This is a genomic window from Winogradskyella damuponensis (assembly GCF_039538385.1).
Lineage (GTDB): Bacteria > Bacteroidota > Bacteroidia > Flavobacteriales > Flavobacteriaceae > Winogradskyella > Winogradskyella damuponensis.
This window is the reverse complement of the sequence record NZ_BAABCB010000007.1, coordinates 111,613-137,444: the sequence shown is the minus strand read 5'-3', so window position 1 is coordinate 137,444 and position 25,832 is coordinate 111,613. Positions and strand designations below refer to the sequence as shown.

Below are 25,832 nucleotides of genomic sequence, written 5' to 3'. Positions count from 1 at the left end.
GCGTTGTAGAGCTTCAAAAAACTAACTTAAATCTGGTGGAGGTGTGTGGATAGAATAAAAGCCAGAAACAGGTTGTTTTATTCTGTAATGTGTATTGTTTTGGAATCTTGATAATTGACTAAAATTATCAATAGTTTGGTTTGTAGTTTCATAAATAACAAAAACGTCTAAGCGTGTTCTGTCAGTGTCTGGTAGTGGTGCATCTGAACTAGAACTTGTGTTATTTTGTACTAATTGCTTTGCTAAATGACATTTTCCGTTACAACCTTTTTGATCGTCTTTTTGAATACAAAGTGTTTTAGCAATAAAATCTTGGTTTACTATAAAATCGGTTACAATAACCACATTGTTAATATTGTTCGCTAATAAAACGAACGTTAAAAACAAGGCCGTGGCTTTATGTATAACCTTTAATATCATAATTCAAAATTCGGACTATTTTGTCTTTAATTATATGATTTATGTCAGTTAAAGCTATATTTTGAAATATTGAAAATAGGTGGCTGTTAAGCGTTTTAAAGTTGTTACCTTTTTATCTATATCTGACGCATTTTCTAGGTCTTTTATATCTGTAATTTCTTCTAGAATAGGAACGAGTACCACATGAAGCTGGTCGTGTGCTTCGCCTTCCATATCACAGCTTTTAATAATATAACTGGTTTGTTTTGAAAGTACATCACCTAAAATTTTTCCGCTTGTTGACGTATGGTTCTTTAAAATAGAATCAATACGCTTCATGCCAATATGGGTTTCTTCGTTGGCAATCCACTTTTCGTTATGGTTGAGTGTTAAGCCTTCAAGTTGAATGACTTGAGGTTCTGTTGTGTTGTTTTTGCATGAATAACAACTTAACAGTATCATTATAAGAATAACTGAATTTGATAGTAATCGTTTCATAATTAAAAATCTTTTTTCTTTGATTTGAATACAATGCGTAACACAGGCATTACAACCCAAACGGTGAGCATTACAAAAGATACGATTAAACCAAAACTAGTTCCGAAAAATTGTTTGAAAACAGCACCTGTATAACCTAATAAGGCTGAAATGTCTAATTTTAGAAGAATTAGTGTTCTCGATAAATCAATTGGATTTAGCATCGTACCAACAAGTGATACTTTATCTAGTGGATAATCTTCAAACAGAATCAATGTCATTAAAAATAATCCGTCGTAAATAACAGCCAAGAACAACCAAAGTAAGATGGCATAACCAAATCCTTTAATTTTATTCTCATTAGACAATGCAATATTAAAAGCTAAAGCCGTAAAAATTAAAGTTAAAAATGTACCTGTGATTAGTAGTAGTGAAAAATCCCAAATGGCGCTACTTTCAAATAAACCATAAAACACAAATGGGATGCCTAATCCTAAAATTAAACTCATAGATAGAGACAAGGCAACACCAAGATATTGTCCTAAGAATATGGACGAGCGTTTAATAGGTTGTGCTAAAAGTAACTCTGTAAATTCCTGTGAATTATAATAATACATCACACCAAAAATGGTACCTATTAATGGTACTAAAACAATGATGACGTTCATTAAAGTAATAACGGCTTTTGATAAGTCATTATTCAAAAACAACAAGACAACACCTAATAATAAATAGAAGGCAAAATACACGTAACTCCAGCGACTACGCATAAGGTCGTAAAAACTATATTTTAATATCTTAAGCATGGTTATCGGTTAATATAGACGCAATCGCATGTTCAAAATCGGGCTGATTGGTCTTGGTTTTTAATTTTTGAATACTACCTTTAAAATAAATTTTGCCTTCAAGGATAAATACAATTTCGTCTGAAATTTCTTCAACAAAACTCATAATGTGTGAGGTGATGAGAATGGTTTTTCCTTTAGCTTTTTCGGCTTTAATTAAATCTTTTAATCTAATGAGTGAAATTGGATCTAAACCGGAAGTTGGTTCGTCTAAAATCACAATTGGGCTATCGAACATAAAGGTTAAAACGAGATTTACTTTTTGTTTGGTTCCACCAGAAAGGTTTCCCAATTTTTTGTCTAAAAAGGGTTTCAATTTAAAAAGATCAATTAAGCGTTCGTCTTCATTGGTGGGTTTGCGTAAATCCTTAATCATTTTGATTAATTCTTTAACACGAAGGTTGCTCGGAAAGTTGGCTATTTGGGGTAAGTAGTCGATTTTATGTCGGTATTCGGAATTCTTTTTAATGTTTTCGCCAAGCACAGTGATAGTGCCTTTATCAGGAATTACCATACCCAAAACCGATTTTATTAAGGTAGTTTTACCAGAGCCATTTGGACCAAGTACGGCAAAAATTCCACCTTCGCTTATTGATAAATCAACACCACTAAGGACTTGATTCTTTCCAAATTTTTTATGTAGATTTTCAATCGTTACCATGTTAGTTTTTTTATTTGAGGGTTGTTATCCAATAAGTCATCTGGTGTAAAAACAGGTGATACCTTTTCAGAAAAATCAATGATGTCTACAAACATACTGCGCAACAAAATGATGGTTTCTGGAGTGCGATTTACGATGTATGAAAATAGTTTTACGGGGCGGTAAGGGATATCGCCAATGCCATTTTTATCTAAGTCGTAACCTGTATAACTGCTCCAGTAATTTTTGTCGAATTCATTATCATTGACTTTGCTATTGTAGGCAATATCAAAGGAATTATACAAAAAGTTGTTTTCTGTAAAGATGTTGGTATAGCAGGCGCCTTTAACTTTAATCGCCCAGCCATTATTTTCAAAGGTATTGTGCGTATAATTAATACGGTTAGAACCTTCTACATTAATACCAATGGTGTTGTCTTCAAAGGTGTTGCCTTTAATTTCGGCATCGTTAATTTCCTTCAGCAATAAGCCATAAGAGGCGGTTCCCCAATTTTCTTTAAAACTATTATTAAACATTTTTATACGTCTTGAAAACATCACCGCTACACCAGCTCCATTGTTTTCAAAGGTATTGTCTTCGTATAAATCGTCATTAGAGAACATAAAGTGTAAGCCGTAACGCACGTTTAAAGCACTGACGTTGTTTTTTATGGTGCAAAAATTAGAAAACTCTAAATAAATACCGTCTCTAACATGCTGCACAAAATTATGTTCAATCAGTACGTTTTTACTGTACCAAAGTTGAATACCATTTCCGGAATTATATTCCTCTACAGCTTCACCAATTATTTTGTTGTGAAAGACTTTACCATCTCTTGATTTTTCGATATAAATTCCGAAGAATAACTTTTCTAAAACCAAATTTTGAATCAAGAAATTTTTACTGTTTTTAACACGGATGGCTGCGTAATCTGCAGTATAACTATTACCGACATTAATGATGAATAAACCATCGACAGTAACATTATCTGAAATAATTGTAATGATTTCGCCTTTTAATTCACCATCAATAATTGGATAATTTTCCCCAATGATGGTCAAGGGTTTATCAACGATAACATTATGTTCCTTATAGGTCCCTTTTTTAACGACAATGGTATCAAAATCCTTTGCCTGTGCAATACCATCGCTTAATGTTGAAATAGGGCAGGTTTTGCAAACTTCAACAGTTTGGGCATAAGTAAATGGAGTCATTAAAATGACGGCTAATAAAGCTAAAATATGTTTCATGTTACTAGGCTTTAAATTTTGCTAGTAAGGTTTCCCAAGTGTATAATTGGCCTCCTTTATCTGCTTGGAACTTTTCAGCATCTGACTTGTTTTTAAAGGCAGAAAGAAAGGCTCCCATGGGACTAGGAATCTGTTCACTAATTAAAAAGGTGGCTTTTGTAGCATCAATTAAAACTTCGGGTTCTGTGTAGTTATTAGATAAGTACAATTGAATTTCAGTAGTGTCAAAATCCTTTATAAAGTTAATCATGCATTCAGTAGCATCAAACTTATAGACTTTGCCTTTTTTAGTTACAATTTCTGCGGCATGAACTTTATCTACAATAGTCATGGTACAAAATTGACAACTGTCGCTTCCGTAATTTATGGGTTCTGGACCAACATTACAACTTAAAAACAGAAGTAGTAATACAAGGCTTGAATAGTGTTTTAGTGTTTGCATGAGTGTAGTGTTTTTTTTAGATTACTATTATGGTGTTCTCAAACTTGCTTTTCTTCCTATCCAAAAAGCAATAAGGGTTAGTGCCATGCCAATAAACATAAGATACCCTCCTATGTGAGGCCATGAATCGACATCAAAATTTAGTAACTTTTTATAACCAATTAATGGTGGTTTGTAGGACATTGGTGTGCCATCTGGATTGGTTACTTTAATAATAGCGTGTGGATCTAAATTTCCGCCATAATCTACTAACCAATTGTTAAAGTCGTACATGCCCAAAATACCAAGTATGGACATCAATAAAAACCAACCTAAAAAGTATTTATAATTTAGCTTTTCAAAATAGCCAAATAGGCCAATAGCAACCCCTAAAATGGCCATGCCTAGAATAACTTTAGGAAAAACTGAAAACTCCCACATTTCTTCTGCTTTTGGGATTGTTTTCATGCCAATATAATGGTTTAAACCATCAATGTTTTGTAGATCAAATTCTTCAACACCTTTAATACCTTGAATATAGATATTCATTCCTAATGGATCAGGATATTGAGGTGCACCTAGCATAATGTTCCAAAGAGGAAATTTAAAAAGCCCTAATAAGAGTAATGAACCTATAATCATTATAATTCCAGCCTTTTTCATAATATTCAGTATTATCTAATTTAATCATTCAGTTTATAGTGATTTAAAAAAGAAAGGCGAGAGCGACATGTCAACTCTCGCCTTATATTAGGAAAATAAACACTAAAACAAAATTTCCCTAAATTTTTAAAAGTAATTGACTATTCTCCTAGAGACCAGGACAATTCAATGTCGGAATTAGCAGGAGACACACGAACATAGCCTTGCATTTCTTGGTGTAATGCAGAACAGAAATCGGTACAATAAAATGGCCAAACACCTACTTTTTGAGGTTCCCAAGTTAAGGTTCTTGTTTGTCCTGGTGCAATCAGTAACTCAGCATTTCTAGCACCAATCATAGCAAAACCATGAGGGACATCGAAATCTTGTTCTAGGTTAGTGATATGAAAGAAGACCTTGTCTCCAACTTTTACACCTTCAATATTATCTGGTGAAAAGTGACTACGTATCATTGTCATATATACATGAACGTTTTTACCATCTCTAACAATTTTAGTGTCGGCATCGCTAAGTGCTTTTTTAGGATGTTCATTTTCAGATAACTTAAAGATTTTACGAGAGTTGTTTTTAACAATCTCTGCTGGAATAGCTGCGGCATAATGCGGTTCGCCATGTGTAGGGAAATCTAGAAGCAGTTCCATTTTGTCTCCAGAGATATCGTAAAGTTGTGCAGAGTGCTCCATTTCTGGACCTGTTGGTAAATAACGGTCTTTTGTTATTTTGTTCATGGCAAACATGTACTTTCCAAAAGGTTCTGCTGAGTTTCCGCCAGGTATGGTTAAGTGACCTACAGAGTAATAGGTTGGTTTTCTGTCAATAACTTCCCAGGTTCCTAATTTCCATTTTACAACTTCAGAAGAAATAAAGAAAGTGGTGTAAGCATTGCCTTTTCCATCAAATTCAGTGTGTAAAGGTCCTAATCCTGGTTGCTCCACTGAGCCTGCTAAAACATCTTCGAAATTTAAAATTGGGATGTCATAAGCTTCACCAGCAAATTTTTCATTCTTAATAGCATCTAGCATTTTTGTAAATGAGTGTACAGTTAAATTAGCAGACAATTTGCCATTACCCACAATGTACTCTCCAGAAGGATCTACGTCACATCCATGAGGTGATTTTGGTGTTGGAATTAAATAAACGGCTCCAGGTACTTCTGTTGGGTTAACGACACGTACTTCTTTTTTCATTGTAGAAGTAGCTGTATGTGTGTCATCATCATATACATTATGTGCGTATTCCGTTGGCATCATTGTGCCACCACCATTATTTACATATTCTTCAATTTTTTTCCAGTTTATAGCTGCGATAAAATCTTTATCATTTTGAGATGCATTCACCTCTAATAGAGAGTTGGCTTCTTCTGTATTATAAGTGGTGAAGAAGAACCATCCGTGAGATTTTCCACGTCCAGGATGTGATAAGTCATAGTTGAAACCTGGCATTAATACTTGGAATTTAATATCCATGTGTCCATGTTCTGGATCTACAGAGATAAACGATAAAGCTCCTTTAAAGTTGCCTTTATAGTCTTTAATAGACATATCCTTTTGAGGAACTGGCACAGAAAAACGTGTTCCTGCTACAACATACTCTGTGTTTTCTGTTATAAAAGAAGAGCTGTGGTTACCAGCACTATTTGGAACTTCGATAATTTCTTCAGTTTCAAAAGTGGTTAAACTAATTCTAGCAATACGAGGGGTGTTGTTACCATTAATAAAGACCCAGCGACCATCTAGTTTTCCTTTGGTTTGAGAAATGTCTGGGTGATGCGAATCGTCCCAAGGCACAAAACCATAAGAGGTTTCTAGCATAGGTTTCGTTTCTTCAGAATAGCCATAACCATTTGTTGGAAATTGAGAGAATACAGGGATTTCTTTAAACATTCGTCCTGATGGTAAACCATAAACGGTAAGGTTACCACTATAGCCACCAGAAATGAAGGCGTAATGGGAATCGTGTTCTCCAGGTGCTACATATACTTTTTCTGCATTGTTGCTAGATAAGGCACCAGAATTACTAGACTTATCGGCATTGTTGCAGCTTGTAAAAACGGCAAAAACCGCTACAATTGCAAGTGTTGATTTTAGTATTTTTTTCATTGTTTATTGTTTTAATTAGCGTTTGTATTATTCAGTTGGAGGCAATAAAACCTTGTCTATAACATGTACAATACCGTTGCCAGCTTTAATACTTGCTAATATTTTTGCACCTCCAATCATAGGTTCTCCGTCTACAACTTCTACCTTTACATAATCATTATTAGCCTGACCTAGTTTTTTAAATTTCTTTAAAAAGTCTTTAGAATAGTTTCCAGGAGTTACATGATACTTTAAAATATTAGCCAAAGCATCTTTGTTTTCAGGTTTTAATAAATTTTCAACAGTACCTTCTGGTAAAGCTGCAAAAGCTTCATTTGTTGGTGCAAAAACCATTAATGGTCCTGCGTTTACTAAAGCATTTTCTAATTGAGCGGCTTGTACAGCAGCAACTAAAGTCGTGTGGTCTTTAGAGCCTATAGCGATACTTAGCACGGTTGTGCTTCCGTCGTCTTCAATAAAGGCTTGGCCAGTTCGTTCAGTAGATTGTGTTTCGGTGGTTACGTCTGAAGACGAGGCTGAAGTGTTTTTGCTCGTGTCTTTACAAGAGCAGAAAAGTATTGCGATTATAAAAACAAGAAACACATGTTTAATTGGTTTCATGGTTTATTATTTTAAGGTTCTGAAATATTCTAAGACAGCTCTAGCTTCTTCTTCAGTAAGATGTTGGTTAGCCATAGGAGCTCCATTAAATTCCATTAGTAAATCTTTGGCCAATGGATCTTCTTTAACCATTTGTTCTGGGTTTAAAATCATGTTCATAACCCATTCTGGAGTTCTTCTTTCTAAAATTCCTGTTGGTGCAGGACCAATAAATTTTTTGTCTGCCTTATGACAAGCGGTACACATTTTTGCATAAACGTCCTTACCATGCGCAGCCATATCTTGATCTATTTCTGCACCTAGGGTTATAGAGGTTATTGGTCCAACACCTTTATTAGTAAGTTCTATACGTTGCGAAGCTGCAACTTTCTTTTCTACTTTGGCTGGTGCTTTTTTACCGTAACCTGTTTCTTCTTTCTTCTTGTCGTTACCACCACAACTAAGCACAGTTGCAATAGCAATCATTGATAATAGTTTTAAATATTTTCTCATCGTTCTAGATTTAAGTTTAGCAAATTTAGAGTGCATGCTACAATAAAAACATGACTTATGTCATATTTAAGACTTATTTGTCCTATTTAGGAAAATAAATCAAGAACACATCAAATAGATTTGATTTTGAGTTTTTTATGTGAATTTTAAATTGAGAATAAAATTAGAGAAAGCCCTTAAATAGAGTTCTGTGACATCAGTTTAATATGAATGTTATAAAACTCTATTTAAGGTATTTTAGTAACATTAAGAATCAATGTATTTTACCTTATAAGGTATTAAAAAAGGAAAAGAGAGAGTGTTTAGTTTAAAATCTAAATCTAACAAATGGCATCCATGCTTCGGAATAAATACTCTTGTCTTTATCATAGAGTACATCATATCTAATACCAATAGTTACATTTCTACTGGTGTAACCTGCTCCTATAAATAAGGCAGGATACCAATAGTCTTCTTCAAGATTTGTTATAAACCTATCGTCAAATTTTCGGTTTACATGTAGTTGTTCAAATTCTGTTGAAATCTGAATGTCATTGATTGGATTAAAAAGCCCAATAACACTTCCTCCTAAAACCGTAGATTTAAAAACATTTTTTTGCGAGCTGTATGAAAAATTAAGGCCAACACCTGTTGCTACATAAGGGTTAAACCTATAAACTGCATTAGGAGAAATAGCACCACTAAAAAAACCATCGCCAAAGTTAAGGCCAAGGCCACCACCAAATTCTACATTCCTCCAAAAGCTCTGATTATTAGGTCTTTGGTCTTGTGAGAATGCACTTGTGCTACAAAGGCAAATAGTGATAGTAATGAGTAAAGATTTTGTTAAGGAAATGGAATTGTTATTCATAATAATTGGGAGCGTTAATTTCTATATGTTATAAATATAATAAATCCTTATCTATATTTAGTAAAAGTTGTATTTTTGAATAAATTATGTTGAAACGAAAACGTCTCAAAAAGTATAATGGATAAATATTCCTTTCTCAACGCGGCACACACAGCTTATTTTGCTGACCTATACGACCAATACCTAAAAAACCCAGATTCTGTAGAACCAAGTTGGCGTGCCTTTTTTCAAGGTTACGACTTTGGATCCGAAAATTACGGATTAGATGGTGAAATTGTAGAAGGTGTTTCTACACAAATACCAGAACAGGTTCAAAAAGAATTTCAAGTTTTAAAGCTTATTGATGGCTACAGAAGTAGAGGTCATTTGTTTACTAAAACAAATCCTGTACGTGCAAGACGTAAATATGCACCAACCTTAGAAATTGAAAACTTCGGATTGTCAAAAAATGATTTGCAAAGCACTTTCTCAGCAGGAGAAGTGTTAGGTTTAGGATCTACAACGTTGCAAGTTATTATTGATCACTTAGAAAAAGTGTATTGTGAATCTATTGGTGTAGAGTATATGTACATCAGAAAACCTGAAGAAATTAAATGGATTCAGCAGAAGCTTAATGTCAATGACAATCATCCGCAGTTCACGCCAGATCAGAAGAAAACAATTTTAAGAAAACTGAATGAAGCGGTTTCTTTTGAAAACTTTTTACATACTAAATATGTAGGTCAAAAACGTTTTTCTTTAGAAGGAGGCGAGGCATTAATTCCGGCTTTAGATGCTTTAATTGAGCATGCTTCTGGTTATGATGTAAAAGAATTTGTAATGGGAATGGCCCATCGTGGTCGTTTAAGTACCTTAACAAATATATTCGGTAAATCTGCAAAAGATATTTTTAGCGAGTTTGATGGTAAAGATTACGAGCAAGAAGTTTTTGATGGTGATGTTAAGTACCACTTAGGTTGGACCAGCGATCGTGTTAGTGATGCAGGTAAAAAAATTAATCTAAATATAGCACCAAACCCTTCACACTTAGAAACGGTTGGAGCTGTTGTAGAAGGAATTGTTAGAGCGAAACAAGACGACAAATATTCTGATAACCCATCTCAAGTATTACCTATTATTGTTCATGGTGATGCTGCAATTGCAGGTCAAGGTTTAGTATATGAGTTGATTCAAATGGCGCAACTCGATGGATACAAAACCAACGGAACGATACATATTGTAGTTAATAACCAAATTGGTTTTACTACTAATTATTTAGATGCACGTTCTAGTACGTATTGTACAGATGTTGGTAAGGTTACACTTTCACCTGTTTTGCATGTAAACGCAGATGATGTTGAAGCTGTAGTACATGCTACATTATTTGCATTACATTTTAGAATGAAATTTAAGCGTGATGTCTTTATTGATATGCTAGGGTATAGAAAATATGGACATAATGAAGGTGATGAGCCTAAATTTACACAGCCATTATTATACAAAGCAATAGCAAAGCACAATAATCCAAGAGATATTTATGCGCAGCGATTAATGAATGAAGGCGTTATTGATAAAAACTTTGTTACTAAAATAGAAAAAGAATACAAGGATAAGCTTGAAGAAAAACTTGAAGATTCTCGTAAGATAAAGAAAACAGAGATTACTCCATTTATGCAAAATGAATGGGTAGATTTTAAAACTGCAGAAGAAGATAAAATGATGCTTCCTGTAGATACTCGTTATCCTAAGGAAAGACTAGAGAATATTACAAAATCCATTTCTAATTTACCAAAGGATAAGAAATTTATTAGAAAGATTCAGCGCTTAATTGAATCGAGACAAACGATGTTTGATGAAAATCGTTTGGATTGGGCAATGGCAGAACATTTAGCTTATGGCTCTATTTTGTTAGAAGGTAATGATGTTCGTATATCAGGCCAAGATGTAGAACGTGGTACGTTTTCGCATCGTCATGCTGTTGTTAAAGTTGAAGATAGTGAGGAGGAAATTATTCTTCACAATACTTTAAGTGATACCCAAGGGAAGTTTTTCATCTATAACTCATTATTATCTGAATACGGAGTTGTAGGTTTTGATTATGGTTATGCTATGGCAAGTCCTAAAACATTAACTATATGGGAAGCTCAGTTTGGTGATTTTAGCAACGGAGCACAAATAATGTTAGATCAATATATTTCTGCTGCAGAAGATAAATGGAAACTCCAAAACGGATTGGTGATGTTATTACCTCACGGTTATGAAGGTCAAGGAGCAGAACATTCTTCGGCACGTATGGAGCGCTATTTACAATTATGTGCAAAAGATAACATGTTTGTAGCAGATTGTACAACACCTGCTAACATGTTTCATTTATTAAGAAGACAAATGATAGCCGATTACAGAAAGCCGTTAATTGTTTTTACACCTAAGAGTTTGTTACGCCACCCAAAAGTAGTGTCTACAGTAGATGAATTTGCAAACGGAAGTTTTAAAATGCTAATTGATGATGCTAATGCTAAAGCTGATAAAGTGAAAACATTAGTTTTTATGACTGGTAAGTTTTATTATGACTTATTAGAAGCGCAAGAAAAACTAGGAAGAGAAGATGTTGCATTAGTAAGAATAGAGCAATTATTTCCACTACCAGCAGAAGACATTAGAGCTGTTTTAGCAAAGTATAAAAACGCAGAAGATATTGTTTGGGCTCAAGAAGAGCCAAGAAACATGGGAGCTTATAGTCATATGTTAATGCATTTAGATGAAGCTAAGCAATTTAGAGTGGCAAGTAGAAGGCCTTATGGAGCTCCAGCAGCTGGTAGTTCTGTTCGTTCTAAAAAGAGACACCAAGAGGTTATAGATTACGTTTTTGATATCACCAAAAACAACCAGAGATAAAAAGAGAATTAATACAACGCAAATTAGAGCTTAAATAAAACAATAAAGCATGATTTTAGAAATGAAAGTGCCTTCACCAGGCGAATCAATTACTGAGGTAGAAATTGCAGAATGGTTAGTGCAAGATGGTGACTATGTAGAAAAAGACCAAGCCATTGCTGAGGTAGATAGTGACAAAGCAACTTTAGAGTTGCCAGCAGAAGCTAGTGGAACAATTACACTAAAAGCCGAGGAAGGTGATGCCGTTGCTGTTGGTGCTATAGTTTGTTTAATTGATACTAGCGCAGCAAAACCAGAAGGTGGTGAAGCACCAGCTGAAGAAGCTAAGGTAGAGCAAGCTCCTAAAAAAGAAGAGTCAAAACCAACTACAGCAGCGTCTAAAACTTATGCAACAGGAACTGCAAGCCCTGCCGCTAAAAAAGTGTTAGCTGAAAAAGGAATTGATGCAAGTTCTATTTCGGGAACTGGAAAAGATGGTCGTATTACCAAAGATGATGCTGTAAACGCAGTGCCATCTATGGGAACTCCAACAGGAGGTAATAGAGGAACTACTCGTAGTAAAATGTCAATGTTACGTCGTAAAGTTGCTGAGCGATTAGTAGAAGCTAAAAACACAACAGCAATGTTAACCACATTTAATGAGGTTAATATGACGCCAATATTTGAATTACGTAAGCAGTATAAAGAAGACTTTAAGGCTAAGCATGGTGTTAGTCTTGGATTTATGAGCTTCTTTTCTTTAGCGGTAGTTAGAGCATTAAAAATGTATCCTGCTGTAAACTCAATGATAGATGGTAAGGAAATGTTGACTTACGATTTTGTAGATATAAGTATTGCAGTTTCAGGGCCAAAAGGATTAATGGTACCAGTAATTAGAAATGCTGAGAATTTATCATTTAGAGGTATAGAATCTGAAGTTAAACGTTTAGCATTAAGAGCTAGAGATGGTCAAATCACTGTAGATGAAATGACAGGCGGTACATTTACTATTACTAATGGTGGAGTATTTGGTAGTATGTTATCGACACCTATTATTAACCCACCTCAAAGTGGAATTTTAGGAATGCATAATATTATTGAGCGTCCTATAGCTGTAAATGGTAATGTTGAAATTCATCCAATGATGTATGTGGCCTTATCTTATGATCACAGAATTATTGATGGTAAAGAATCTGTAGGTTTCTTAGTCGCTGTAAAAGAAGCATTAGAAAATCCAGAAGAATTATTAATGGATAATAACATAAAGAAGGCTTTAGAGATGTAAATCTTAAGCTAATAAAATTTAAAAAGCGCAATTCCATTGGAATTGCGCTTTTTTTTACTCCTAACTAACAAGAGATTAACTAACTGAAAAAATTAACGGCAATATTTGCTGAGATAATAATTATAGAACTTACTATTAGCAAGATGATAAAAATTTTGTCCCTTTTTGTAGATGATTCATTTTTCATTGTTTCCATAATATGATGGTTTTAGAAAAGTCCTGAATTATAAGTTAATTCAGAGCAGTAAGAATTTAATTTGAGGTGTTAATTAATAGCTGATGTAAATTTCTGAATAAATGTGATACCATACTATACGTAACTTTACGTATTTTTTATAAAAAAAAGTCTCGGACAAATGTCCGAGACTTAAATAATCCCCTAAGAACTAACTAATAGCTCGTTATTAACCCTTAATTAATAACAGCGATTCAATTAAATAATAATAAAATCACTGATGTAAAGGTCTGAATAAATGTGGTACCATACTATACGTAACTTTACGTATTTTTTAAATTAATTTAGGTTTAATTTAGGTTTGAGTATTTAAAAAATCTGAATTTTCCTTAGCCCATATAAGCAGACTGTTTTGTTTGCTTTCTAATTTTAACTTCTTTATAATATTGCTTTTGTGCTTTTCTACGGTTCTAGTAGATATGTTAAGTAGGTTTGCAATTTCAACACCTGTTTTATTGTTAGATATTAATTTAACAATATTTTGTTCGTGTTTAGTTAATGCTTCAAAATATTTAGGAGGTTCTTGTAGTTCTATAAATTTTAGTAAGTCTGGACTAAAATAGGTTTTATTTTTAATAACAGACGCTATACAATTTTCAATTTCCTCGAGGGCAAATTCTTTTAAGATATAACCATAAGCGCCTAATGCTTTAGCATCATTGTAGGTTTTTTCATCTTTTTCAAAAGTAATAAGTATAATTTTAGTTGGTAGTTTGTCTGCTTTACATTTTTCTGCAATTTCAAGGCCAGTAAAAAAAGGCATTTTAATATCTAAAACAGCAATATCGGGCGTATGAGCTTTAATTAAAGCTAGAGCTTCTTTTCCATTTTTAGCACTTGCTAAAACATTGAATTTTTTTTCAATTAAAAAATCTTGAAGACCTTTAAGTACAAGCGGATGGTCATCTGCTATAATGATGGTAGGGTTCATTTGGCTATTAATTCAACTAAAATATAGTGTTGTGTGAATATACTAAGAATCCTTTGCTTATAAAATTTCTTTTAATTTTAAATATAGATATTTTTTTTCGTAGTCTATAATGGCTTTACCTTTTTTTAAGATATCAGCTCCAATGATACCATCTACAGGTTGTGCATTATGGCTGATAAGTCCGGTGTTAACATGAGTAAGATTAAATAGTATTAAAGCCACACGTTTCTTTTTCCATTTTCCAATTTTTAAATCGTTTGATTTAGAAATCTTAGTCATCATATTAGTGGCGCCAGCACCAACCGCTTTAATTTCAGAATCTTTTACTCTTAAATTGAAACGCTCAATGGCTTCAAAACCAACACAGCTGCTAGAGGCGCCTGTATCTAAAATAAATCGTCCTTTAATACCATTAATAGATGCCTTTATTTCAAAATGATTTGTCTTTGTGAGCTTTAGCTTAATTTTAGAATACCCTTTTTCAATTAGGAAGTCTTTTAGTGTTTCCATTTTTTCAATTTGTACAAATATAAGAATTGGTATCATACTGTAAACGCTTACTTTTGCAATATGATTATTACAGATACACATACCCATTTATATAGTGAAGCTTTTGATGAGGATAGAGCAGAAATGATCCATAGAGCCATTGATGCAAATGTTAAACGGTTTTTTATTCCTGCGATAGATTCTACTTATACAGCATCTATGCTTCAATTAGAAAAAGATTTCCCTGAACATGTATTTTTAATGATGGGATTGCATCCAACGCATGTTAAAGAAAATTATAAAGATGAGTTAGCTCATGTAGAAGCACAGTTAGCGGCAAGGTCTTTCTATGCCATAGGAGAAATAGGTATAGATTTATATTGGGATAAATCTACTTTAGATATTCAGATAGAAGCTTTTAGATATCAAATACATTTAGCCAAACAATATCAATTGCCAATAGTAATTCATTGTAGAGAAGCTTTTGATGAAATTTTTGAAGTTTTAGAACAAGAAAAGTCAGATGATTTGTATGGGATTTTTCATTGCTTTACAGGAAATTTAGAACAAGCACAAAAAGCCATTTCGTATAATATGAAATTGGGTATTGGTGGAGTTGTCACGTTTAAGAATGGTAAAATAGATCAGTTTATCAATCAAATAGACTTAAAGCATATTGTTTTAGAAACCGACTCTCCTTATTTAGCACCAAAACCATATCGTGGAAAACGAAATGAAAGCTCATACATATACAAGGTATTAGAAAAGTTAGCCGAACTTTATCAAATGAGTGCAGATGAAGTTGCACATATTACTACAGAAAATTCAAAAGCTATATTCGGAATTTAAAATGACAACACAACCACACATTCTACTAATTTACACCGGAGGAACCATTGGTATGATTAAAGACGCATTTACTGGTGCGCTAAAAGCATTCGATTTTGATAGTTTGCTTATTAAAATTCCAGAATTACGTCTTTTGGATTGTACGATTAAAACAATTTCTTTTGAAGAACCCATTGATTCATCTAATATGAATCCTAAATATTGGTCAGATATTGCTAGTATTATTGGAGATAATTATGAGAAGTTTGATGGTTTTGTAGTGTTACACGGCAGTGATACAATGAGTTACTCTGCTTCTGCGCTTAGTTTTATGTTAGAGAATCTTGCAAAACCAGTGATATTTACAGGTTCTCAGTTACCTATAGGAGATTTGCGAACAGATGCTAAGGAAAATTTAATTACATCTATTCAGATGGCATCACTTCAAGATAATGGAGTGCCAGTAATTAGAGAGGTTGGTCTTTATTTTGAATATAAATTATATAGAGGTAATAGAACCACAAAAGTAAATGCTGAACATTTTGAAGCATTTGAGTCGCTCAATTATCCTCATTTAGCTGAGTCAGGAGTACACTTAAATGTAAACACAAAACAGCTTTGGAAGCCTATACCAAATACAGAACTTATTGTACGTACTGTTATGGATTCTGATATAGGTGTTTTAAAATTGTTTCCAGGAATATCTAGACCAATTTGCGAAGCTATTCTAACAAGTAAGCTAATAAAAGGACTAATTATTGAGAGCTATGGTTCTGGGAATGCAACAACAGAATCTTGGTTTATTCAAGCATTGGAAAATGCGATTAAGAATGGACTACATATTGTAAATGTTACGCAATGTATTGGAGGTAGTGTAAACATGGGACAGTATGAAACAAGTTCACAGTTAAAATCTATTGGAGTTATCTCAGGGAAAGATATCACTACAGAGGCAGCAATAGCTAAAATGATGTACCTTTTAGGAGAAAAAGTAGAAGCTGAAAAATTTCAATTTTATTTTGAAACACCTCTAAGAGGAGAAATGTCTTAAAAATAACATTATAAATTTTAGGGTTTGAAGTTTTTTTCGTTATTTGGCATCGTGTAATTTTAAATATAAATTACAGAGAGGTGGCCGAGTGGTCGAAGGCGCACGCCTGGAAAGTGTGTATACTCCAAAAGGGTATCGAGGGTTCGAATCCCTTCCTCTCTGCTGATATTTTATGATAGAATTACATATTTTTTTTTATCTTTAACACTTTAACTAATAAAATTAAGATTCAGAACAATGAAAAGATTATTTTCTATCCTTGCCATAACATGTTTAATGGCTATCGGAACTGTTAATGCAAACGCAACAACAGCCTTTGCAAGCGCAACAGCAACTGTAACAACTGTAACTCAAGACGACGCTGCGGCAGAAGACTTGACGTTTCATCAAGAATTAAAAAAGCGTTTTATAGAAGGTGGTCCAGGCTTTATGGGTATTGTACTACTATGTTTAATTCTTGGATTAGCAATTGCTATTGAAAGAATTATCTTTTTAAATCTATCAACAACAAACACAAAGAAATTAACTCAAAATGTAGAAGATGCACTAAACTCAGGTGGTATTGAAGCTGCTAAGGAAGTATGTAGAAATACAAAAGGACCTGTTGCCTCTATATTCTATCAAGGTTTAGACAGAGCAGACGAAGATATCGATGCTGCTGAAAAAGCTGTTGTAGCTTACGGTGGAGTACAAATGGGACAATTAGAAAAGAATGTATCTTGGATTTCTTTATTTATCGCTTTGGCACCAATGCTTGGTTTCATGGGTACGGTAATTGGTATGATTCAAGCCTTCGATAAAATTGAAGCAGCTGGAGATATGCAACCTTCTTTAGTAGCAGGTGGTATTAAAGTAGCACTTTTAACAACAGTATTTGGTCTTATTGTAGCAATTATACTTCAAATTTTTTATAATTATATCATCGCTAAGATAGATAGCATTGTAAATGATATGGAAGATGCATCAATTACATTGATGGATTTATTAGTAAGACACAAAAAATAAAAAACAATTATGCACAAAATATTAAAAATAGTAGCCGCTGTTTTAAGTTTAATTGGAATTGTATCTCTGATTAGAATTATCTCAGCTGGTGACGAAGCCATCAAAACAGGTGGAGAAGACGGTCTCTTTGAGCCTATGGCTTGGGTAGGTTATATTATCTTAGGTCTAACAGTATTGTTTGTTTTAGTTTTTGTATTAAAAAACTTGTTTACAAATACTTCAGATTTAAAGAATACACTTATAGGTGTAGGTGCATTTGTTGCTGTATTAGTTGTTTCTTATGCACTATCAGGTAGTGATTTACCGTTAGAATATAAAAATGGAGATACTATTGCTACATCTGGTGAATCTACTATGGTTGGAGCTGGTTTAATTGCGTTCTATATATTATTAGCAGTTGCTGCTATAACCATGATTTTCTCAGGAGTTAAAAAAGTAATTAGTAAATAATATAGTATGGCAAAAAGAGCAGCACCCGAAGTAAATGCAGGATCAATGGCTGACATTGCTTTCTTACTACTTATCTTTTTCTTAGTAACAACAACGATAGAGAAAGACAAAGGATTATTAAGAAGTTTGCCACCTATTGATGACACAGAAGTTGAACCGCCTATTATTAAGCAAAAAAATCTATTTACTGTTTTAATAAATCGTAATAACCAATTGTTAGTAGAAGACGAGCAAATGGAATTAAAAGATTTAAGACAAGCAGCAATTGACTTTTTAGATAACGGAGGTGGTACAAATGCCGCAGGAGAATCTTGTGATTATTGTAAAGGAAAACGTTTAGAGGATTCCTCTGACCATCCTGATAAAGCAATTATCTCTATGAAGCATGATAGAGAAACTTCTTACGAGCAGTACATGGATGTACAAAACGAATTAGTCGCTGCTTACAATGTTCTTAGAGAACGTGAAGCAACACGACTATACAAAAAGTATTATCCAGATGCAGATAAAGTGTTTACTGCAATGCTAGAAGAAAAAGAGAAGAATCAATTTAATAAGGATGAAAAGCTTAATGAACGTATTGAAACCATTAAGAAATTATTCCCAATGAAATTGTCTGAAGCAGAACCTGATAAAAATTAAAAGAAACAAATATGTCTAAATTTAGAAATAAAGATAAAGGTGAATTGCCAGCGATTTCAACGGCATCACTTCCAGATATTGTATTTATGTTGCTTTTCTTTTTTATGGTTGCAACTGTAATGAGAGATAGTTCTTTAATGATTGAAAACAGATTGCCAAGTGCAGATCAAGTTGAAAAATTAAAAAAGGACAGAACCGTATTTATATATGGTGGTAAACCAAGCAGTCAGTATAAGCAATTTGGAGAAGAACCAAGAATTCAATTCAATGATGCTTTTATTGGTGTAGATGATGTTAGACCTTCAGTTATTCAGGCTATTTCTGAATTAAATGAAGATTTACAAAGTAAAGTCGTTATTGGTTTAAAGGTTGACAAAGAAACCAATGCCGGTTTAGTGTCAGATATTAAGCAAGAGTTACGTAAAGCAAATGCATTAAAAGTAATGTACATTGCAAATACAAAAACTGAGAATTAATATAGATTCTTAATTTTATAGATAAAACGTCCTGAGTAATCGGGACGTTTTTTTGTTTAATAGATATTAAAGATTTCGTAGTTTTATAAACATGAAAAAGTATATTTTTCTTTTACTAATATGTTCAGTATTCATTGGGTTTTCTCAAAATGAAGATATTGATAATAGATATAAGTCAGAACTTTATAAGGATTATAGAGAAGATCAATTCTACGCCTCAGTAACCTATAATTTGATTAATGAAAAACCAGATGGAATTTCTCAAAATGGATTTTCTTCAGGCTTTCATTTAGGTTTTATTAGAGATATGCCAATTAACGAACGCCGTAATGTTGCCATAGGATTAGGTTTAGGGATCTCTTCAAATTCATATAACCAGAAAAATATACTCATTGAAGAAGGTAATAATGGAATTGAATTTAACAGTATTGACGAAAGTGAGTATAATGTTTCAAAAAATAAATTTACAACCTATTTGCTCGAAGTTCCTTTAGAAATTAGATGGAGAACTTCTAATGCAACAGATTATAACTTTTGGCGTATATACACAGGTTTTAAAGTAGGCTATTTGCTGTATAATTCTACAAAGTTTATGAGTGAAGTAGAAAATGTAAAACTCTCTAATATTGACAGTTTTAATAAGTTTCAATATGGCTTAACTTTAAGTGCAGGATATAGTACTTGGAACTTTCATGTGTATTACGGATTAAATCCAATTTTTGATTCCAACTCAAAACTCAACACTAAAACTATAGACATGAAATCCTTAAAAATTGGACTTATGTTTTATATTCTATAGCCAATAACTGCATAAAAAAAGTTGAGGAGTAACTCCTGTAAAAATCCCTAAAATTAACTCTTGGTTTGTATGCGCTTTTAAATGCAAACGCGATGTAGCAATAGCCCCTAAAATAATCATCATAAGTGCAATAGAGCCGTTTATATTTATATGATAGTGTATACCTATAGCAATCGCAAACATCAAAAAACCTGAAGCTGCAATCATATGAATACTTGCTTTTATTTTAAAAATAGCCAGTATTAAACAGGTTAGTGTAGAGCAAAGAATCCCTAAAAAGAAGTAGTATAATTCAATAATTTCGCTTGGTGTTAATACGCGTATTAGAATCAGTAGAATAATAATACAATTTATAAACAACGGAATTAGGCGCTCTTTTGTACTCTTTAAATAGATAGAATCAACTTTATTAATCGTTTTAAGTAGAAAGAAAAGTAGAATAGGTAAAATGATAGTAAGAATAACAATCGAAAAAATTTTAGCCTTCATAACAGGCTCTGGAATAAATCGAGGTGTTTTAGAAAAATAAAACAGCAGACCTAATAATGGCATAATCAATGGGTGAAACACAAACGATATGCTCTTTAAAATAAAGTTTTTCATCCAATGTTTCTTATAATTCCTTTCTTAAACGCGCTACAGGTATGTCTAATTGTTCTCTGTATTTAGCAACAGTACGTCTAGCAATTGGATAGCCTTTTTCTTTTAATATTTTTGAAAGTGCTTCATCTGTCATTGGTTTCTTTTTACTTTCTTCTTCAATAACAGTTTCAAGGATTTTTTTAATTTCTCTTGTAGAGACTTCTTCACCTTGGTCATTGGTCATAGATTCCGAAAAGAATTCTTTTATCAATTTTGTGCCATAAGGTGTGTCTACATACTTACTATTAGCTACTCGTGATATTGTAGAAACATCCATTTCAATTTCGTCAGCAATATCTTTTAATATCATAGGACGTAAATTACGCTCATCACCTGTTAAGAAGTATTCTTTTTGGTAATGCATAATAGAACTCATAGTTACAAATAAAGTCTGCTGACGTTGTCTTACGGCCTCAATAAACCACTTTGCAGCATCTAACTTTTGTTTAATAAACATAACAGCATCTTTTTGGGCTTTAGACTTATCTTTAGTCTCTTTATAGCCTTTAAGCATGTTATTATATTCCCTAGACACATGAAGCTCAGGAGCATTCCTGCCATTCAGCGTAAGTTCTAATTCTCCATCTACAATTCTTATCGCAAAGTCAGGAACAATATGCTCAACAATTTTGTTATTTCCAGCATAAGAACCACCTGGCTTTGGGTTAAGTCGTTCTATTTCTTCAATTGCACCTTTGAGTTGTTCTTCATCAATATTGAATTTCTGCATTAATTTTTTATAATGCTTTTTTGTGAATTGATCAAAGCCATTATCAATAATAGTAGTAGCTAACTCTACATCTGGAGATTGTTCTTTTCGATGTAATTGGATACTTAAACACTCTTGAAGGTTACGAGCACCAACACCAGCAGGATCTAATTGATGCACAATTTGTAAAACCTTTTCAACTTCTTCTTCTGTTGTATAGACATTTTGTGTAAAGGCTAAATCGTCTGTAATATCGGATAATGCACGACGTATATAACCACTTTCATCAACACTACCAACTAAGAAATAGGCAATTTCTTCTTCTTGATCAGATAAACGAAAGGTGTTTAATTGATTTATTAAATGTTGTGTAAACGAAGTTCCTGCAGCATAAGGTACTGATTTATCTTCGTCATCTGCACTATAGTTATTGGCTTGGGTACGATATTCAGGAATTTCGTCGTCACTTAAATATTCATCAATATTGATGTCATCTGCTTCAATAGTTTCGCTGTCATTGAAATCTTCCTCAGAATTATCGAACTCATCAAAATTATCTTCAGATGTTTCTGATTCTTTTCCAGTATCTAAGGCAGGATTTTCTTCTAATTCTTGTTTTAAACGTTGTTCAAAAGCTTGTGTAGGCAACTGAATCAACTTCATAAGTTGAATTTGTTGCGGAGAGAGCTTTTGTGAAAGCTTAAATGATAAAAATTGCTTTAGAGACATAAAATTTCTGTTGATTATAAATGTAATAAAAAAACCTGATAGGTTTCTAAAACCTATCAGGATTATCATTTAACAATTAAAATTCAGCGTTCTGCGGTGTTCTAGGATAAGGGATGACATCTCTAATATTACTCATTCCTGTAGCAAACATAACCAAACGCTCAAAACCTAATCCAAATCCAGAGTGAACAGCAGTTCCGTATTTACGTAAATCTAAATACCACCATAATTCTTCTTCATCAATGTCTAAGGCTTTCATCTTTTCTTTTAAAACGTCTAAGCGTTCTTCTCTTTGAGAGCCTCCAACCATTTCACCTATACCAGGAAATAAAATATCCATCGCTCTTACAGTTTCTCTTCCTTCGCTGTCTGGCTCGTTTAAACGCATGTAAAAGGCTTTAATATTTGCTGGATAATCAAATAATATTACAGGACACTTAAAGTGCTTTTCTACTAAGAAACGCTCGTGCTCAGATTGTAAATCTGCTCCCCATTCTTTAATGATATAATTGAATTTCTTCTTTTTATTTGGCTTAGAGTTTCTTAAAATATCTATAGCTTCGGTATAGCTAACACGCTTAAAGTTATTATCAACTACGAATTTAATTTTTTCAATTAAACTCATATCGCTACGTTCTGCCTGTGGTTTTGTTTTTTCTTCGTCTAGTAAACGTTTTTCTAAAAACTCTAAATCTTCTTTATTGTTTTCAAGTACATAACTTAAAACAGACTTCATAAAATCTTCAGCCAAATCCATGTTGCCCGCTAAATCCATAAAAGCAACTTCTGGTTCAATCATCCAAAATTCGGCCAAATGGCGTGATGTATTAGAGTTTTCGGCTCTAAAGGTTGGTCCAAAAGTATAAACCTTTCCTAGAGACATGGCGTAAGTTTCGGCCTCCAACTGACCAGAAACAGTTAGGTTAGTTTCTTTTCCAAAGAAATCTTCTTTGTAATTTACAGAACCATCTTCGTTTAATGGCAGATTTTTTACATCTAAATTCGTTACTTTAAACATTTCACCAGCACCTTCAGCATCACTTCCTGTTATAATTGGTGTATGCATGTAATTAAAGCCATTCTCATTAAAATATTTGTGAACTGCAAATGATAATGACGAACGTAAACGCATTACAGCACTAAAGGTGTTTGTTCTAGTACGTAAATGTGCATTTTCTCTTAAGAATTCAAACGAATGCTTTTTAGGTTGAATAGGGTAGGTTTCAGGATCAGAATCACCTAAAACTTCTAATGTTTTTACAACAATTTCAACGGACTGTCCTTTTCCTTGACTTTCTACAAGTTCTCCTGTAACATGAATAGCAGCTCCTGTAGTAATACGCTTTAAAAGTGCTTCGTCAAAATTTTCAAAATCGACAACACATTGAATATTATTTATGGTAGAACCGTCGTTTAAGGCAATAAATCGGTTAGCTCTAAAGGTTCTTACCCAACCTTTTATGGTAACATCTTGTAAGGTGACATCTTGCGATAATAATTGTGCTACAGTTTTTGAAGTCATTGTTTAATAATTTTGAATGCTAATATATTGTTAATCTTAATTTTCTTTATGGTCTTCAGTTTCATCTTCTGAAGGAATAATATTTATTGAAGGCTCTCTTAAAACTTCCTTATTGGCAATATTACGCTCTAAAGATAATAATAGTGAAGGTAATAATAGTAAGTTAGAAAGCATAGCAAATAATAGTGTTATAGATACTAAAGCTCCTAAAGCTACTGTACCTCCAAAACTAGAAATTGTAAATACCGAAAACCCAAAGAATAATACTATAGAGGTGTAAATCATACTCACACCAGTTTCTCTAAGTGCTGCGTAAACCGATTTTCTAATTTTCCAATGGTTGGCTTGTAATTCTTGCCTGTATTTTGCCAAAAAGTGAATGGTGTCATCTACAGAAATACCAAAAGCAATACTAAATACTAATATTGTTGATGGTTTAATAGGAACTCCAACATATCCCATTAAACCTGCTGTAACTAAAAGTGGTAATAGGTTGGGGATTAATGAAACTACAATCATTCTAAAAGAACGGAAAAGGTAGGCCATAAATAAGGCTATAAGTACAATGGCAAGTGTTAATGAAATGATTAAGTTTTTAACCAAATATTTAGTTCCTTTTTGAAAAACTAAAGCTTTTCCTGTCATAATAACCTCATAACGTTCTTCTGGAAACAACTTGTTTATTTCTGTTTGAAGATCTTCTTGAATACGCTCCATCTTATCCGTACCAATGTCTTTCATAAAAGTAGTAATACGTGCATATTGCCCTGTACTATCTACAAAATTGCTCAACATATCAACATTAGAGGTTGAGTTTTTAGCATAAGATAAGATAAATGTGTTCTCTTGGCTTGAAGGTAATTGGTAATATTTTGGATTGCCATTGTAATAGGCTTGCTTGCTATATTTCACTAAGCTAACTACAGAAATTGGACGCGATAGTTCTGGTATATCATTAATGAGTTCTTCTAGCTCTTCCATTCGTTTTAAAGTGGCTAGTTTCATCACCCCTTTTTTACGTTTGGTATCTATCATAATTTCTAATGGCATAATACCATTAAATTCAGATTCAAAAAACCGAATATCATTAAAGAAATCAGTGTCTTGCGGCATATCTTCAATAAGACTACCAGAAATTTTAATCTGATGAATCCCAATAATACTACCAACAATTAAAATAAGTGCTGTGATATAGATGGTAATTTTTCTGTGCTTTACCATACGTTCCATCCAATCTACAAAAGCACCAATCCAGCGTTTATTTAAATGTTCTAAATGACGTTCTTTAGGATAAGGTAGAAATGTGTATAGAATAGGGATAATGAGTAAACACAGCATGAAAATTGCCAAAATGCTCAATGATGCTACAATTCCAAATTCTTTTAGGAGCTTACTTTCTGTAAGTATAAATGTAGCAAAACCAGAAGCTGTGGTTACATTGGTCATTAAAGTTGCATTACCAACTTTAGTAATAACACGTTGTAAAGATTTTACTTTGTTACCATGCGATTTTACTTCTTGTTGGTATTTGTTAATTAAGAATACACAGTTTGGAATACCAATAACAATTATTAAAGGCGGAATCAATGCCGTTAGGACTGTAATTTCATAACCGAGTAAACCTATAATTCCAAAGGTCCACATTACTCCAAAACAAACCACAATAAGCGAAATAAAAGTGGCTCTAAACGACCTAAAGAAAAGAAAAAATATTAGAGAGGTTACAAAAAGCGCCGCACCAATAAAAATAGGGATTTCATCAACAATACTTGTTGCATTTAAGGTTCTGATGTAAGGCATTCCCGAAATTCTAACATCTAATCCTGTTTCTGCCTCAAATTTTTCAACTTTTGGTAAAAAATCATCGAGGATAAAATCTTTTCTGGCAGATGTATTTACGATGTCTTTTTCCATGTATATGGCCGTACGAATAGTTTTCGTTTCTGCATTAAATAGGAAATTATCGTAAAAGGGATATTGTTTAAATAGTTCGTTTTGAAGTCGCTCTATTTCCTCGATACTAGAAATAGAATCCTTAATAAATGGCACTAAATCAAATTGCTCTTCTTTAGTGTTTTTAACTAATTTCTGCAGGTCTTTTATGGATAAAACGGTTTCCACTTCGTCATAACCTTTAAACGAGTCTGAAAGTTTATTCCAAGCATTGAGTTGTTTTACTGAAAATAGACTAGAATCCTTAACACCTAAAACAATTAGATTTCCTTCTTCACCAAAAACGTCTAAAAAATCATTGTATATAAGATTTACTTCGTGGTCGTCTGGTAAAAGATTGGCTTCAGTAAAGGTAAAACGCATGTGTTTCCATTGCAAGCTGAAAAACACAGTGGTTAGTATGATGGCAATAAGTATAAAAATTTTATTACGAAGAATAAGTCTCGCAATAGCTTCCCAAAATCCTGTTGTTAAAAGTTTAAACATGCGCCAATTAA

At 33.1% G+C, this 25,832-nt stretch carries 26 protein-coding genes and 1 tRNA gene; 10 read left to right on the top strand and 17 right to left on the bottom strand.

Features of this window, described 5'->3' with window-relative positions:
• Positions 1-21 precede the first annotated feature (21 nt).
• From ABD730_RS04790 to ABD730_RS04740, 11 genes are all read right to left on the bottom strand, one after another.
• Complete coding sequence (locus tag ABD730_RS04790) at positions 22-420, bottom strand: hypothetical protein (RefSeq protein WP_334468039.1); 399 nt, start codon at positions 418-420, stop codon at positions 22-24.
• A 54-nt stretch (positions 421-474) separates the two neighbouring features.
• Positions 475-897, bottom strand: coding sequence for a hypothetical protein (locus ABD730_RS04785; protein WP_344712943.1), 423 nt, complete (start codon positions 895-897; stop codon positions 475-477).
• Between the two features lie 2 nt (positions 898-899).
• Positions 900-1,682, bottom strand: coding sequence for an ABC transporter permease (locus tag ABD730_RS04780; RefSeq protein ID WP_344712941.1), 783 nt, complete (start codon positions 1,680-1,682; stop codon positions 900-902).
• A complete protein-coding gene (locus tag ABD730_RS04775) occupies positions 1,675-2,382 on the bottom strand; it encodes an ABC transporter ATP-binding protein (protein ID WP_334468034.1) in 708 nt (235 codons plus the stop codon). The genes ABD730_RS04780 and ABD730_RS04775 overlap by 8 nt, the downstream gene beginning before the upstream one ends.
• Positions 2,376-3,611 carry a nitrous oxide reductase family maturation protein NosD gene (locus ABD730_RS04770; protein ID WP_344712938.1) on the bottom strand — a complete coding sequence of 412 codons (1,236 nt, stop codon included), beginning with the start codon at positions 3,609-3,611 and terminating at the stop codon, positions 2,376-2,378. The genes ABD730_RS04775 and ABD730_RS04770 overlap by 7 nt, the downstream gene beginning before the upstream one ends.
• Positions 3,612-3,615: 4 nt before the next feature.
• Positions 3,616-4,053, bottom strand: a complete 438-nt coding sequence (locus ABD730_RS04765; RefSeq protein ID WP_344712936.1) for a nitrous oxide reductase accessory protein NosL — start codon at positions 4,051-4,053, stop codon at positions 3,616-3,618.
• Positions 4,054-4,080: 27 nt separating this feature from the next.
• Positions 4,081-4,695: a hypothetical protein gene (locus ABD730_RS04760; RefSeq protein WP_344712934.1), complete on the bottom strand. Its 615-nt coding sequence runs from the start codon at positions 4,693-4,695 to the stop codon at positions 4,081-4,083.
• A 140-nt stretch (positions 4,696-4,835) separates the two neighbouring features.
• Positions 4,836-6,794: a Sec-dependent nitrous-oxide reductase gene (gene nosZ, locus ABD730_RS04755; RefSeq protein ID WP_334468027.1), complete on the bottom strand. Its 1,959-nt coding sequence runs from the start codon at positions 6,792-6,794 to the stop codon at positions 4,836-4,838.
• A gap of 27 nt (positions 6,795-6,821) precedes the next feature.
• Positions 6,822-7,394 (bottom strand): fasciclin domain-containing protein, encoded by a 573-nt coding sequence (locus tag ABD730_RS04750; RefSeq protein ID WP_344712931.1) that lies wholly within the window; start codon positions 7,392-7,394, stop codon positions 6,822-6,824.
• A 6-nt stretch (positions 7,395-7,400) separates the two neighbouring features.
• The gene (locus tag ABD730_RS04745; protein WP_334468022.1) at positions 7,401-7,886 is read right to left on the bottom strand and encodes a c-type cytochrome; all 486 of its coding nucleotides are present in this window, start codon (positions 7,884-7,886) and stop codon (positions 7,401-7,403) included.
• A 307-nt stretch (positions 7,887-8,193) separates the two neighbouring features.
• Positions 8,194-8,736 (bottom strand): alpha-ketoglutarate decarboxylase, encoded by a 543-nt coding sequence (locus ABD730_RS04740; RefSeq protein ID WP_344712929.1) that lies wholly within the window; start codon positions 8,734-8,736, stop codon positions 8,194-8,196.
• A gap of 117 nt (positions 8,737-8,853) precedes the next feature.
• Here ABD730_RS04740 and ABD730_RS04735 point away from each other — a divergent pair, with 117 nt between their 5' ends.
• Together ABD730_RS04735 and odhB are read left to right on the top strand one after the other, a co-directional pair.
• Positions 8,854-11,610: a 2-oxoglutarate dehydrogenase E1 component gene (locus tag ABD730_RS04735; protein ID WP_334468018.1), complete on the top strand. Its 2,757-nt coding sequence runs from the start codon at positions 8,854-8,856 to the stop codon at positions 11,608-11,610.
• Positions 11,611-11,659: 49 nt separating this feature from the next.
• Positions 11,660-12,874, top strand: a complete 1,215-nt coding sequence (gene odhB / locus ABD730_RS04730; RefSeq protein WP_215927981.1) for a 2-oxoglutarate dehydrogenase complex dihydrolipoyllysine-residue succinyltransferase — start codon at positions 11,660-11,662, stop codon at positions 12,872-12,874.
• A 530-nt stretch (positions 12,875-13,404) separates the two neighbouring features.
• On the opposite strand, the gene ABD730_RS04725 is transcribed toward odhB, so the two are convergent.
• Positions 13,405-14,040 (bottom strand): response regulator, encoded by a 636-nt coding sequence (locus ABD730_RS04725; protein ID WP_334468015.1) that lies wholly within the window; start codon positions 14,038-14,040, stop codon positions 13,405-13,407.
• Positions 14,041-14,097: 57 nt separating this feature from the next.
• Positions 14,098-14,550: a retropepsin-like aspartic protease gene (locus ABD730_RS04720; protein ID WP_334468391.1), complete on the bottom strand. Its 453-nt coding sequence runs from the start codon at positions 14,548-14,550 to the stop codon at positions 14,098-14,100.
• Positions 14,551-14,610: 60 nt separating this feature from the next.
• Here ABD730_RS04720 and ABD730_RS04715 point away from each other — a divergent pair, with 60 nt between their 5' ends.
• The 8 genes from ABD730_RS04715 to ABD730_RS04680 all read left to right on the top strand — a co-directional run bounded on the left by ABD730_RS04715 (position 14,611) and on the right by ABD730_RS04680 (position 19,780).
• The gene (locus ABD730_RS04715) at positions 14,611-15,378 is read left to right on the top strand and encodes a TatD family hydrolase (RefSeq protein WP_344712926.1); all 768 of its coding nucleotides are present in this window, start codon (positions 14,611-14,613) and stop codon (positions 15,376-15,378) included.
• A 1-nt stretch (position 15,379) separates the two neighbouring features.
• A complete protein-coding gene (locus ABD730_RS04710) occupies positions 15,380-16,408 on the top strand; it encodes an asparaginase (protein WP_344712924.1) in 1,029 nt (342 codons plus the stop codon).
• Positions 16,409-16,482: 74 nt separating this feature from the next.
• A tRNA-Ser gene (locus ABD730_RS04705) sits at positions 16,483-16,570 on the top strand.
• A 75-nt stretch (positions 16,571-16,645) separates the two neighbouring features.
• Positions 16,646-17,413: a MotA/TolQ/ExbB proton channel family protein gene (locus ABD730_RS04700; RefSeq protein WP_215927972.1), complete on the top strand. Its 768-nt coding sequence runs from the start codon at positions 16,646-16,648 to the stop codon at positions 17,411-17,413.
• Between the two features lie 9 nt (positions 17,414-17,422).
• The gene (locus ABD730_RS04695) at positions 17,423-17,863 is read left to right on the top strand and encodes a hypothetical protein (protein WP_334468010.1); all 441 of its coding nucleotides are present in this window, start codon (positions 17,423-17,425) and stop codon (positions 17,861-17,863) included.
• Positions 17,864-17,869: 6 nt separating this feature from the next.
• Positions 17,870-18,505, top strand: coding sequence for an ExbD/TolR family protein (locus ABD730_RS04690; RefSeq protein WP_334468009.1), 636 nt, complete (start codon positions 17,870-17,872; stop codon positions 18,503-18,505).
• A gap of 11 nt (positions 18,506-18,516) precedes the next feature.
• Positions 18,517-18,981 carry an ExbD/TolR family protein gene (locus tag ABD730_RS04685; RefSeq protein WP_334468007.1) on the top strand — a complete coding sequence of 155 codons (465 nt, stop codon included), beginning with the start codon at positions 18,517-18,519 and terminating at the stop codon, positions 18,979-18,981.
• A gap of 91 nt (positions 18,982-19,072) precedes the next feature.
• A complete protein-coding gene (locus ABD730_RS04680; protein ID WP_215927966.1) occupies positions 19,073-19,780 on the top strand; it encodes a porin family protein in 708 nt (235 codons plus the stop codon).
• Here ABD730_RS04680 and ABD730_RS04675 read toward each other — a convergent pair.
• The 4 genes from ABD730_RS04675 to ABD730_RS04660 form a co-directional block, all read right to left on the bottom strand.
• Entirely contained in the window at positions 19,775-20,383 is a 609-nt protein-coding gene (locus tag ABD730_RS04675; RefSeq protein WP_215927964.1) for a hypothetical protein, read from the bottom strand. The two genes, ABD730_RS04680 and ABD730_RS04675, sit on opposite strands and share 6 nt — an antisense overlap.
• 10 nt (positions 20,384-20,393) lie before the next feature.
• Complete coding sequence (rpoN, locus tag ABD730_RS04670) at positions 20,394-21,860, bottom strand: RNA polymerase factor sigma-54 (RefSeq protein ID WP_334468000.1); 1,467 nt, start codon at positions 21,858-21,860, stop codon at positions 20,394-20,396.
• Between the two features lie 76 nt (positions 21,861-21,936).
• A complete protein-coding gene (asnS, locus tag ABD730_RS04665) occupies positions 21,937-23,382 on the bottom strand; it encodes an asparagine--tRNA ligase (protein ID WP_344712919.1) in 1,446 nt (481 codons plus the stop codon).
• Between the two features lie 36 nt (positions 23,383-23,418).
• Positions 23,419-25,821: an efflux RND transporter permease subunit gene (locus ABD730_RS04660; protein ID WP_334467997.1), complete on the bottom strand. Its 2,403-nt coding sequence runs from the start codon at positions 25,819-25,821 to the stop codon at positions 23,419-23,421.
• Between the last annotated feature and the right edge of the window lie 11 nt (positions 25,822-25,832).